At 56.8% G+C, this 12,921-nt stretch carries 9 protein-coding genes; 6 read left to right on the forward strand and 3 right to left on the reverse strand.

Annotation, left to right across the window (positions count from 1 at the left end; genetic code table 11):
- Positions 1-299 precede the first annotated feature (299 nt).
- Positions 300-1,376, forward strand: a complete 1,077-nt coding sequence (locus tag IEW06_RS11620) for a sensor histidine kinase (RefSeq protein ID WP_187732670.1) — start codon at positions 300-302, stop codon at positions 1,374-1,376.
- A complete protein-coding gene (locus tag IEW06_RS11625) occupies positions 1,373-2,101 on the forward strand; it encodes a LytR/AlgR family response regulator transcription factor (protein ID WP_187732671.1) in 729 nt (242 codons plus the stop codon). The genes IEW06_RS11620 and IEW06_RS11625 overlap by 4 nt, the downstream gene beginning before the upstream one ends.
- Positions 2,102-2,464: 363 nt before the next feature.
- Here the strand turns inward: IEW06_RS11625 and paaN are convergent, their stop codons facing one another.
- Positions 2,465-4,141, reverse strand: coding sequence for a phenylacetic acid degradation protein PaaN (gene paaN / locus IEW06_RS11630; protein WP_188548315.1), 1,677 nt, complete (start codon positions 4,139-4,141; stop codon positions 2,465-2,467).
- A 150-nt stretch (positions 4,142-4,291) separates the two neighbouring features.
- Here paaN and IEW06_RS11635 point away from each other — a divergent pair, with 150 nt between their 5' ends.
- Positions 4,292-7,141, forward strand: a complete 2,850-nt coding sequence (locus tag IEW06_RS11635) for a S8 family peptidase (RefSeq protein WP_188548316.1) — start codon at positions 4,292-4,294, stop codon at positions 7,139-7,141.
- Between the two features lie 178 nt (positions 7,142-7,319).
- Here IEW06_RS11635 and IEW06_RS11640 read toward each other — a convergent pair whose 3' ends face one another.
- Positions 7,320-7,793: a LexA family protein gene (locus tag IEW06_RS11640; RefSeq protein ID WP_187732674.1), complete on the reverse strand. Its 474-nt coding sequence runs from the start codon at positions 7,791-7,793 to the stop codon at positions 7,320-7,322.
- 235 nt (positions 7,794-8,028) lie between these two features.
- Here IEW06_RS11640 and IEW06_RS11645 point away from each other — a divergent pair, with 235 nt between their 5' ends.
- Complete coding sequence (locus IEW06_RS11645; protein WP_187732675.1) at positions 8,029-8,277, forward strand: hypothetical protein; 249 nt, start codon at positions 8,029-8,031, stop codon at positions 8,275-8,277.
- A 261-nt stretch (positions 8,278-8,538) separates the two neighbouring features.
- Positions 8,539-8,949, forward strand: coding sequence for a hypothetical protein (locus tag IEW06_RS11650; protein WP_223284656.1), 411 nt, complete (start codon positions 8,539-8,541; stop codon positions 8,947-8,949).
- A 106-nt stretch (positions 8,950-9,055) separates the two neighbouring features.
- On the opposite strand, the gene IEW06_RS11655 is transcribed toward IEW06_RS11650, so the two are convergent.
- A complete protein-coding gene (locus tag IEW06_RS11655) occupies positions 9,056-11,350 on the reverse strand; it encodes an aconitate hydratase (RefSeq protein ID WP_188548317.1) in 2,295 nt (764 codons plus the stop codon).
- Positions 11,351-11,620: 270 nt separating this feature from the next.
- Between IEW06_RS11655 and IEW06_RS11660 the strand changes: the two genes are divergently transcribed.
- Complete coding sequence (locus tag IEW06_RS11660) at positions 11,621-12,811, forward strand: peroxiredoxin family protein (RefSeq protein WP_223284657.1); 1,191 nt, start codon at positions 11,621-11,623, stop codon at positions 12,809-12,811.
- Positions 12,812-12,921: the final 110 nt, after the last annotated feature.

A 12,921-nucleotide genomic window follows, 5' to 3' on the forward strand; every position in this document is an offset into this window, starting at 1 on the left:
TTGACCGTCATGCAGAGGCGGAGCCGAAGCATCTCGCGGGCTGATGTTGTGGTGGTAATTACCTAAAAGAACGTCATGCTGAGCGAAGTTGAAGCATCTCTACTGGTTAGTAGAATCAATACCATTGCAACGAAGCGGTAGAGATGCTTCGACTTCGCTCAGCATGACAATTACTGTGGCAACATCAGCCCGCGAGATGCTTCGGCTCCGCCTCTGCATGACGGTCGATTAGCTAATATGCTAGCTTAATAGTCACACTTGGTGTATAATTCAGCTTCGTTTTAGCTCGACACTTCCCTATGTCCTTTTCATTCTCCCGACGTCGGCTTTACTGGACCTTGCAGATTGTATGCTGGGGGCTATTTGGGGCATTAGGCACCTTAATTATTGTGCTCACAGGGCAGAAGATTACGCCTGGCATGCTGGCGACGCAGGCGTTTATGATGGGCCTTTACATCGCCACCACGCACGGCTTGCGTGCGCTTATTCGGCGAGGCAATTGGCTGAAGCTGTCGGTGCCGAAAGTATTGCTGCGGTTACTGCCGCTCAACCTAACACTCGCTTTGTTGACGCAATGTGTGGTCTGTGTACTGATGATTTATGGATTGAAAGTCTTCACTTTGGAGCAATTCCGGTGGAGCTACCTGCTGCTGTACACCTTAAACATGAACTTCGTATTCTGGCTTTGGTCGGGTTTGTACTTCAGCCTTCATTACCTCGACAACTACAAGCAGGCCGACATTGATAAATGGAAGCTAACTGCCGCCGTGCGCGAAGCCGAGATGCGCACGCTCAAGGCCCAAATCAATCCGCACTTCATGTTCAATGGCCTGAACAACATCCGGGCCCTGGTGACGGAAGACCCGCTCCGCGCCCGCGAGATGATTACGCACCTGTCGGATTTGCTGCGCTACTCCATTCAACTCAACAGCACCGAGCAGGTAACTCTGGCCCGCGAGCTGGAAATTGTGGAGCATTATCTGGAGCTGGAAGCGGTGCAGCTGGAGGAGCGCCTGACCTATTCTCTCGATATAGACCCTGCCGCCTTGGAGGTGCTTATTCCGCCCATGACCTTGCAGCTTTTGGTGGAAAACAGCATCAAGCACGGCATCGCGCCCCGGCCCGCTGGGGGACAAATTACCATCAGCGCCCGCCTCAACGACGCCCACGAGCTGCTATTGGTGAAGGTGCGAAACACGGGCCGCTACCTGCCCATTCCCGGCCACGAGGGCGTAGGGCTGCGCAACGCACGCGAACGGCTGCAACTTTTATTTGGCCAGAAAGCCGGCCTTTCTATTGGCAATGACGCCACCACGCCTGATGTCGTGACGGCCCAGCTCCAACTTCCGCTCACCACCCAACTGCACCCGGCATGAACGCCCTGCTCATCGACGATTCCCGCCTGGCCCGCACCGAGCTGCGCCACCTCCTGCAAGCCTTCCCCGATGTAGCCGTGGTAGGCGAAGCCAAAAACGCCGCCGAAGCCCGCACCCAAATCCAGGTGCTCAATCCTGACCTTCTGTTTCTGGACATCCACATGCCCGGCGGCAGTGGCTTTGAGCTGCTGGCTTCTTTGGAAATTGCCCCCCAGGTTATCTTCACCACCGCCTACGACGAGTACGCTCTGCGCGCTTTTGAGGTCAACGCTTTGGATTATCTGCTCAAGCCAGTGCAGGAAAACCGCCTGGCCGCCGCCCTCGATAAAGCCCGCACCCAGAGTACAGCGCCGCCCATTTTGCCCCCCACCGAGCCCGCCGCCACTCCGCTCAATGCCAACGACCAGGTATTTGTGAAAGACGGCGAGCGGTGCTGGTTTGTACGCCTCTCCGACATTAAGCTGTTCGAAATCAACGGCAGCTACACTCAAATCTACTTCAACGACTGCCGTCCGCTCATTCCTCGCACCCTACAGCACCTCGAAACCCGCCTTGATCCTAAAGTCTTCTTCCGCGCCAACCGTCAGCAGATCATCAACCTAAAGTGGATTGACTCGATTGAGCCGTGGTTTAGCAACACACTTAAGATTAAGCTAAAAGACGGACCGGAGGTAGAAGTGTCGCGCCAACAGTCAGTGCGGTTTCGGGAGGTAATGAGCTTGTGAGGCCCTTCTGGCTTGTTCAACGGGGCCTCACCCCCGGCCCCCTCGCCTAGGGGTAACGCGCTTCAAGCGTTTGCGGGGGAGTCAGACGTCAGTCGTTCAACGCCGCACTTTCGGCTCGCGCCTCAAGTACGGCTACCCGTTCCATCAGCTAAGTTCAGCATCAAAAAAGCCCCCCAGATATCTTCTGGGGGGGCTTTTTTGCTTTATAAAACCAAGAAAAGAACGCGGTTGCGGTTGCGGAGGTGGCAGCCGACGTGGCCGCGGAGGCTGAGCGGCTGGCTCCCCCGCAAACGCTTGAAGCGCGTTACCCCTAGGCGAGGGGGCCGGGGGGTGAGGCCAATCGTTGCGCGGAGCCGGGGCCAACTAAACCGCCGCCGGCGCCGGCTCGCGGAAGCCAACCCAGGTAAAGCGCTTGATGACAAACTCAGGGTTTGTGAAGGAAGCGTTACCGGCCGGATTGCCGCCCGTCACGTGGAAATCGGAGAAGCCGGCGTTTTGGTTTACATAAATGCCCCCCGTGAGGTTGAAACTTACCGGTGTGCCGGCCAGGCTCATCTCATCCATGATCTGCTCCTTTATTTCCTGGTCGGTGGTGTAGGCGCCGCAGCTAATTGCGCCGTGCTCCCGCGCCAGTTGGGCGGCCAAACGGATGCTTTCTTGGGTGTCTTTGGTCTTAATAACCAGCATAATCGGCCCAAACAGCTCCTTGCTATACTGCTCCACCTGGCTCGATTGCACCTCATAGATGCTCGGCGAGCAGGTGCGGGCATTCTGGAACGTTGGGTTGTTGACGGTGCCATGGGCCAGAATGCTGCGACCACCGTTGAGGGCCATCTGCTCTACCCGCTTCTGGGTGTCGGGATTTTGAATAGCGCCCAGCACGTGCGGACCAGCCTTCGGATTGGTAGCCAAGCCCGTAACGGCGGCAGCCAGCTTCTGCACCACTTCCTCATACGGAACCTGCGTACCATTCACGGTTACGCCGGTTTCGGGGATAAAGAAGTTTTGGGGAGCCGTGCACATCTGCCCCGAATACAGACTTACCGAGAAGGCCAGGTTTTGGGCTACCTTATCCAAATCGTCGCAGGAGTCGAGGATGATGCTGTTGACGCCGGTTTTTTCAGTGAATACGGTTTTGCCCTTTAGGCTTTCCACGTAGTCGCCAAACTGAGTACCGCCGGTGTAGTCGATGAGCTTCACGGCGGGGCTTTCGCAGAGGTCTTTGGTGATGAGGCGGTCTTCCGCGTCTACGGCCAGTTGGCAGATGTTAGAGTCGAGACCATTCTCAGCCAGTACCTTCTGCACTTCCGCCACCACAATGGCAATAGGCAATACCGCCTTAGGGTGCGGCTTGATAATGACGGGGTTGCCGGTTACCAACGAGGCGAACATGCCGGGCACCGTATTCCAGGTTGGGAAAGTGGAGCAGCCAATAACCAGCGCAACACCTTTAGGCACAGCGCGCCAGGTTTTTTGAAGCGTGATATTGTACTTGCCCATCGGCTTCTCCCAGGTTGTCTCCTCCGGGAAGCGCGTCTGCTCTTCGTAGCCAGCGGCAATGGCCTCTAAAGCCCGGTCAGCGGCGTGCGGACCTGATGCCTGGAAGGACATCATGTAGGCCTGCCCGGTGGTGTGCATGGTGGCGTAGGCAATTTCAAAAAACCGCTCCTTCATGCCATCCAATACTTCGGTGAGCAACGCGGCGCGCTGGGCGGGCTTCACTTTTCGCCACTCACCAAAAGCTTTCTCAGACCGCTCAATCAGGGTCTGGGGGGCAAAATAGGGATACTTAATGCCTAACGACTGTTGCTCATAAGGCGACTCTTCCTGACCAGCCCAGCCTTCGGGCTCGCCTTGCAGCAGCTCCGTGTAGTGCTGGTTGCGGCGGGCTTCGAAAGCTTCGCGGCCGAGGCGGTCGGCATCGGCGCCGTAGATCTCAGGCGAGGGGTTTTCGGGGAAATGAGCGAAGAAGGTACGGCCGTGTAAGGCCTTGATGGCCGTGTCGAGGGTGGACTGGTGTTTTTGGGTGGTTTCAGTCATTGTGGGGTCAAAAAAGTAACGTAGCTTGTAGATGGGTGCTGAGTGTCGTGTTTTCCTTGAAAAGTGAAACGGCGGCATGAAAAGTGTTTTCACTTTACAGAGCCTAAATTTACAGAATCCGCCCCGAACAGCCCCTATTGCATCTCGCGTATGAAGCCACGATTACTTGCTTTTATCTTTTTACTAAGTACCAGCCTGGGGCTAACGCGGACGGCTACCGCGCAACTAGGGGGAGCCCAGACGCCGGAGCCTGCTACCCAGCCGGGCACCCTGGTTTTCAAGCTTAAATCGGCCGCCGTTTCTGGTGCTCAGCCACCCGGAATTGCCCCCCAGCTGGCGGCGGCTTTGCGTGCGCTAGGGGCTACACGGGTTGAGCAAAAGTTTCCGCGGGCAGTTCCGCCCACTGCTTACCAACCCGGCTCCGTGGAGCTGCGCGGGGTGTATCAGGTCTGGTTTGCGCCTTCTGCCCCACTCCAAAAAGCCCGCTTTACTTTGCTTCAGACGGGCACCCTGGAATACGCCGAGCCTCTTTACGACCGTGGCCTCCTGCGTCAGCCCAATGACCCTTTTGCTGATTCAACGCGTAGCGATGGCCAATTTTACCTTAAAAACATTCGGGCTTACCGTGCCTGGGATGTGACGCAGGGCGATACCAGCGTCGTGATTGGGGTGCTGGATACGGGCATCGTCTTCTCGCACGAGGACATGCAAGGCCAGATAAAGTACAATTACGCCGACCCCATTGATGGAATCGATAACGACGGTGATGGCTACATCGACAACTTTCGTGGCTGGGACTTTGCCGATCAGGACAACAACCCATCGATCAGCGGTACCCGCGACCATGGCTTGCTGGTGGCCGGTCCGGCCACGGGGCGAGCCGACAATAAGCGGGGCATTGCGGGGGTAGGCTTTAAAAGCAAGCTGATGCCGATCAAAGTGTTCTCAAATAGACCTGGGGGGCCTTTTGGCGGCGGCTTTGAAGCAATCGTATATGCTGCCGACCACGGCTGCCGGGTCATCAACGTATCCTGGGGCTCGGTGGGGGGCCGGTCGCAGTACGAGCAGGACGTGATTAATTACGCCGCCATCAACCGCGATGCTGTGATTGTGGCTGCGGCCGGCAACGACGGCCGTGAGCTGGACTATTACCCGGCCAGCTACGAGAATGTAGTCTCGGTGGCCGCTCTTACCGCCCAAGACACGCAGGACGCGACCTACAGCTACCACGTTACCCTATCGGCGCCAGGCCGCGACATTCTGACCACCCGCTACGTGACCGACAGCGCTTACGCGGCCGTGCGCGGCTCCTCGTTTGCGGCCCCTATTGTGGCGGGCGCGGCGGCCTTGGTGCGGGCGCGCTTTCCGCAATACTCGGCGGTGCAGGTAGCTGCGCAGCTGCGCCAGACCACGGATGACATCTATGGTTTGGCGGCCAATGCGCCTTTTCGTGGGAAGCTGGGCACGGGCCGCCTGAATGTGCACCGCGCCGTAGCCCTCACCGACCGGCGCCAGGTGCGCGTTGTGGCCAGCCGATTTGCCCCTCAGCGCACGTATTTCCGCCCCGGCGAGGCTGTGCGCCTGACCACAGAGCTACAAAACCAGCTTCGGGCAATATCAGGGCTTACGGTCACGCTCACGTCGCTTTCGCCCTACCTGAGCGTGCAAAGCGGAACGTTTGCGGTGGGCTCGCTCGTCACGCTGGGCCGCGCTACCAATACCGCTTCGCCTTTTTTGCTGACGGTAGCGGCCTCGGTGCCCCCAAACACCCGCGCTACGCTTCGGTACAATTTCACCAGCACCGATGGCTACACCGATGAGCAATTGCTGGAGGTAGTGCTCAATCCTGATTACGTAGTACTCGATGCCGGCAACCTGCATGTCTCGTTGAACAGTCGCGGCAATCTGGCCTTCGATGATGCCTACTCTACGGTGGGAGCCGGCGTAACCTATCAGGAGGGCCCTTCGCTGTTGGCGGAAGGCGGATTGCTGGTAGGCACCTCCCCTACCCGCGTTGCCGACCGGATTCATAATGACCAAAGTAGTGGCGGGCGGTGGCGTATTGACGAAGACTTTCAAGCGCTTAGCCAAGTGGCCTTGCGCGCTCAGCCAGTGCGGGCTACCCAGGAAGCGGAGGCCAACTTCGTAAATTTGCCCCCCACCGGCGAGCTGGGCGCATCGTCCGTGGGGGTGCGCATCCGGCAACGGGCTGCGGCCTGGACCGATGCGCCGCACCGCGATTACGTTGTGCTCGAATACAAGCTCACTAACATAACGCCGGACACGCTACAATCGCTGCACGCGGGCCTTTACCTCGACTGGGACCTGCCGCCGGCCATCAGCCGCAATCTGGCCGAGTGGGATGCCGCTGGTAGCTTCGGGTACGTGCGCGCCACTGGCCCCACCTCCCAATATACTGGCGTGAAGCATCTGGGTGGTGGCACGCCAACGTATTACGCCATCGACAACGAGGTTGTAACGGATGAGCCTGTAACCATGGGTAACGGCTTCAGCACAGCCGAGAAATATGCCGCCCTGAGCAGCGGCACCACCAGGCGCACAGCCGGTGCCATAGCTGGCAGCGACGTATCGCAGGTAGCGGGCGCCAGCTTGGGTACACTGGCTCCCGGCGATTCTATCAAGGTGACGTTTGCGTTGCTGGGGGGCAATTCTTTGCTGGATATACAAGCGGCGGCGGCGGCGGCCCAGAGCCGGTATCGGGCGGTGGTGCTGCCTACCCGCACGGCAGCCGCCACTACGGCGTGGCAGCTCTACCCAAACCCGACCAGCGGCAAGGTACGCCTGGAAGTGCCCGCTGGCTTTGGGGCTAATACGCTGACCGTACATAATGCACTCGGCCAGGAGCTTATGCACCAGACTCTATCTCCCACCCAATCCGCTACAGACCTGAATATGGCGGATCTGCCCAATGGCTTTTACGTGGTTCAGATCAGTGGCCTGGGGGGCAATTTGCAGCGACGGGTTGTAGTGCGGCGCTAAGCCTTGCCACCCAGGCCATACAGCTAGCCTCAACAGAACGCTGGCTACCTGTTGGTGTCATCAGTAAAACGCCCGGCAGAACCGGGCGTTTTTATGCGCTATAATGTAACCCAGGAGTTGTGCATTGCCCATTGGTTTGGCAGCCACCTCACCGCATTTAAGCGCGCCGCAAATACTCCTACAGGCGCGGTGGCAGCGACCGCACCAAAGCCGACTTTTTGGTCACCAATGCATGAATAACGTGCGTCACTACGCCCCACACATCCAGGCGCGCCCCGGCCAGTACCTCCAATGCTGGATAGTCTTCGTTTTCCGCTTCAAGCCAGATACGGTCGTCGCGCAGGCGCAGGCGCTTCAGCGTATGCTCACCGTCGACCACGGCCACCACGATATGCCCATCGGTGGGCGAGATGGCACGGTCGACAGCAATCAGGTCGCCGGCAAAGATGCCTGCCCCCACCATCGAGTCGCCCGTAACGCGGGCCAGGAAAGTGGAAGCGGGGTTGGTAAACAAATGCCGGGACAAATCGAGGGCTGCTTCCTGATGGTCATCGGCCGGTGCAGGAAAGCCAGCCGGCACCGGACAGGCATAAAATGGCAACTCGAGATTCAGGCTCTCCAGCGGAAAATCATAGATCAGAACAGCACTCATCAGCTAGGGGGCGGCTTGTACCTGCCCGGGCTGCTATTTACTAAATAAATTAGTAAATAGTTCCGTCTATCTTATTTAAAACCTTGATTAAACAATTTGATTAGCGTAAGGCTTATATATTTAGACAAGCCTAAATTAAACCCTGAGATATATTTACACTCTATATATGTACTGAGATTAGGTGTCAAATTTGACTAATATTTTTAGCTTATCAAGAAAATCAGTATCTTTGTATATGTCGAAAGTAAAGCTTCCTACCCCGCTTCCTGTTCAGCAATACGCACGGTGCGTAGATGACAGCCGCCGCCCCGCCGACTACATCGGCGACTGGCCCACGGCCCAGCAGGTGTACCCGGTACGTGTGCTTCCCAACGCCCGTACCAGGCAGCCGCAGGTCCACGTTTTAGGCTTTTACGCCGAGCGTCCTTATGGTGCATTTGCCCCCCACCGCTTCGAAATGGTGGCGCAGGTGTGGTTGAATTAACCAATTCACTTTTTCGTCAACTCATCTTAGCCTTTCGGCTGCTTCCCTGTATCGGGAGCAGCCGTTTTTGTTTTTACCGGCTGGCTAATTAATGGTCGGGCTTGGGTGAGTTTCTATGCTGGGGGGCATTTCTGCCTTCCCTATTCGGAGGCTGGCTTCGCTTATAATTTAAGTTGGCAGTACATCGCCTTTTCGCGGCCAAATCATGGCTGATATTTTCGGCAGCCATTCCAAGAATATATTTGGAAATAATTTTCCCTTATGGAACAGCCCAACGAACAGATTTACAGCATTCCGGCTCCCTACCGCCGCATGGAAAACATGCACATTCTCTTCTGGCTGCTAAAAGATATTGGCTGGTGCATTATCTGGAAGCCGCTTGCGCTCAGCATGATTATTCCAACGCTGAGTATTGCCCTGATTATCACCTGGCGCACCCGCACCATCAAGGCTGAGCTGGCCCACAACCTGGCCATCGTGTTCTGGATTAGTGCCAACTCCTACTGGATGATCAGCGAGTTTTTCAACTTCGAAGCCGTTCAGGTGTGGGGCAGTGTTACCGGCAAGCACATGGCGCTGATTCCGTTTCTGCTGGGCCTTTTGACTTTGCTCTACTACTATCTGGTGCAGAAGCCACGCGAGGCTCGGCTGGAGCCAGTGGTTACTGTGTAGATTCACTTTGTGAAGACTAAAGGCTTGTATGAAGCGTTTGGCTAATGAACATAAAAAAGCGGCTTCTCTGAATAGAAAAGCCGCTTTTTTTAAGCAAAGTCGAATCTTACTTCTGCGACAACTCAGCCGCACCCGATTCCTTTAAGCGAATCAGGTTCAGCGCCGAACCAGCCTTGAACCACTCAATCTGACCTTGATTGTAGGTATGGTTCAGGTTGATCAGATCCGTATCGCCGTCGGCGTGGTGCAGACGGGCCTGAATCTGGCTGCCGGGCGCGAAGCTCGTCAGACCAATGATATCAATCACGTCGTTTTCCTCGATCAGGTCGTAATCGGCCTTATTGGCAAAAGTGAGCGCCAGCATGCCCTGCTTCTTCAGGTTGGTTTCGTGAATACGAGCAAACGACTTCACAATAACCGCCCGTACGCCCAGATGGCGGGGTTCCATGGCAGCGTGCTCACGCGAAGAGCCTTCGCCGTAGTTCTCATCACCCACGACCACCGAGCCAATACCCATCGACTTGTAGGTGCGAGCTACCTGCGGCACAGTGTTGTATGGATTGCCTTGGGTTACCTGATCCCTCACAGAATTGGCCTCGCCGTTGAAAGCGTTGGTAGCCCCGATGAGCATGTTGTTGGAGATGTTGTCCAAGTGACCACGATACTTCAGCCACGGGCCAGCCATGGAAATATGGTCGGTGGTGCACTTGCCCTGCGCCTTGATGAGCAGGCGCAACCCTTTCAGGTCAACTCCTTCCCACGGCTTGAAGGGCTCCAGCAGCTCCAGGCGGTCCGACTCCGGATCAACGATTACCTGCACGCCCAGGCCATTCTCGGCGGGCGCCTGGTAACCGGCATCTTCCACATCGTAGCCCTGGGGGGGCATTTCTACGCCCGTTGGCTCATCCAGTCTCACCTGCTGACCATCTTTGGTTGGCAGCGTGTCGGTGAGCGGGTTGAAGGTCAGGTCGCCGGCAATGGCGAAGGCCGTCACGATTTCGGGCGAGGCCACGAAAGCGTGCGTGTTCGGGTTGCCGTCGTTGCGCTTGGCAAAGTTGCGGTTGAAGCTCGTGATGATGGAGTTCTTGCGCTTGGGATCGTCGGAGTGACGGGCCCACTGCCCGATGCACGGACCGCAGGCGTTAGCCAGCACCACGCCGCCCATCTGGGCAAACGTATCGAGCAAGCCGTCGCGCTCCACGGTATAGCGCACCAACTCAGAGCCAGGCGTTACGGTGAATTCTGCGTTTACCGTCAGGCCTTTCTGCACGGCCTGGCCGGCAATGGAAGCGGCACGGGTAATGTCTTCGTAGGAAGAGTTGGTGCACGAACCGATCAAGCCTACTTCCAGCTTTGCGGGCCAGCCATTCTCACGAACGGCCGCAGCAAACTGCGAGATTGGCCACGCGGCGTCCGGGGTGAACGGACCGTTTACATAAGGCTCCAGCGTGTTCAGGTCGATTTCGATCAGCTGATCGTAGAAGTTTGCGGGGTTGGCATACACCTCGTCGTCGGCGCGCAAGTGCTGGGCCACGCCGTTGGCGAGGTCCGCGATTTCGGCCCGGCTGGTGCCGCGCAGATAATCCGCCATCTTCTCATCGTAGCTAAACACCGAGGTAGTAGCACCGATTTCAGCGCCCATGTTGCAGATAGTGCCTTTGCCGGTAGCCGAGAGACTGTTTGCGCCATCACCGAAGTATTCAACAATAGCACCGGTACCGCCTTTCACGGTCAGGATGCCGGCTACGCGTAGAATCACGTCTTTGGCAGAAGTCCAGCCATTAAGCCGGCCGGTCAGCTTCACGCCAATCACTTTCGGGAACTTCAGCTCCCAAGCCATGCCGGCCATTACATCCACGGCATCTGCACCGCCCACGCCAATGGCAATCATGCCCAGCCCGCCCGCGTTCGGCGTGTGCGAGTCCGTCCCGATCATCATACCGCCGGGGAAGGCGTAGTTTTCGAGTACTACCTGGTGAATAATACCAGCGCCGGGCTTCCAGAAGCCGATACCGTATTTATTGGAAACAGAAGCAAGGAAATCATATACCTCACGGTTTTCCTCGTTGGCCTGAGCCAAGTCGGCATCGGCGCCTACGCGGGCCTGAATGAGGTGGTCGCAGTGTACGGTGCTGGGAACGGCGGTTTTGTCTTTGCCGGCCTGCATGAATTGCAGCAGGGCCATCTGGGCGGTAGCATCTTGCATGGCCACGCGGTCGGGGGCGAAATCGACGTAGGAAACGCCGCGCTCGTAGGCTTGCTGCACTTTGCCACCATATAGGTGAGCGTACAGGATTTTCTCGGTCAGAGTAAGCGGACGGCCAACGGCAGTGCGGGCGGCTTCGATGCGCTCGCCCATGCCAGCGTACACGGCCTGAATCATTTCTAAGTCAAACGCCATAGTCGGGAGGGAAAAAGGGTAAAGTGGTAGGCTTCTTAGAAGCAGTACGCAAATATAGGCGGCCGACGTTGCGGTGCATACATTTTATCTTTGCGAACCTATCTTGCTAAAACCTAAAATTGCCCCCCACAGTTTCAGTCTGTGTTTCCTTCGTATTTCCTCCTCTTTATGTCGCTGCGTTCTAAATTTTGCCCCCCAGCTTTAGCTACTGCCTTGCTGTTGAGCCTGGGGGCTTGCCAATCCAATTCCTCGTCTGAAAAAACCGCTGCTGTGCAAAACGAATCCGGCGCTGCTTCCGCCCTCAAGCCCGGCACGTGGCGCGCGGTACTCTCCACGCAGGGTCAGGAAATTCCGTTTTTGTTTGACGTGGAAGCCGTGGGGGGCAAATCTGTGGTGTATCTGCGCAACGGGGAGGAGCGCCTGAAGCTCGACGAAATCACCACGGCCGGCGACTCAACTACCATTACCCTGGGCGTATTCGATGCGGCCTTGGTTGTGCGTCCCGATGGAGCCGATAAGCTGAAAGGCACGTGGGTGAAGTACGACGCGCCGGAGCCGTATAGGGTGCCGTTCACGGCCACGCTTGGGGGGCAAAAATTATTCCCCGCCGCCTCGGGCAAGCCACAGTCGTTCGATGGTACCTGGAGCGTGACGTTTAAAGATAATGAGGGACAGACGTATCCTGCCGTGGGCGTGTTCAAGCAAAATGGCAGCGACATAAAAGGCACTTTCCTGACAACTACCGGCGATTATCGTTACTTAGATGGGCAAGTTGATGGCAATAAGCTCCAGCTTTCCACATTCGATGGCAACCACGGCTACTTGTTTACAGCCACGCGCAACAGCGACACGAACACTATCATCAACGGCGATTTCTACAGCGGCAAAAGCGGCCATGAAACCTGGACGGCCAAGCTCGACGCCAACGCCAAACTCCCCGATGCCAACTCGCTCACGTTCCTGAAGCCTGGCGAGAAAAAGCTCGACTTCAAATTCCCCAACATCTACGAAGGCGGTTCCATCTCCCCTTCCGACCCCAAGTACAAAGGCAAAGTAGTGGTGGTGCAGCTGCTCGGCTCCTGGTGCCCCAACTGCATGGACGAGACCAATTTTCTGGCTCCCTGGTACGAGAAAAATAAAAGCCGCGGCGTGGAAGTAATCGGCCTTGGCTTCGAGCGCAGCCCCGACCAGAAAAAAGCTGCCCAACGCCTCATTAAAATGAAGGAGCGCCTCAACGTTGGCTACGACCTGGCCGTGGCCGGCATCGCCGACAAAGACGCGGCCGGCAAAGCGCTGCCCCAAATCAACAAAGTGCTGGCCTTCCCCACTACCATCATTCTGGATAAAAAAGGCGACGTGCGGAAGATTCACACTGGCTTTTCCGGCCCCGGCACCGGCAAGTATTACGATGAGTTTGTAGCCGATTTCAACAAGACCATCAATCAGCTGGTGAAAGAGTAGAATTGGCTGCGCCTGAACAGCAAGAAGCCCGTTTCCTAGTCTGGAAACGGGCTTCTTGCTGTTTTAAAGAACTTATCAAACTGAGCAAACCAGCTAGTAGTCTGCTGTTA

Origin of the sequence: Hymenobacter qilianensis (assembly GCF_014638675.1) — a bacterium.
GTDB classification, from domain to species: domain Bacteria; phylum Bacteroidota; class Bacteroidia; order Cytophagales; family Hymenobacteraceae; genus Hymenobacter; species Hymenobacter qilianensis.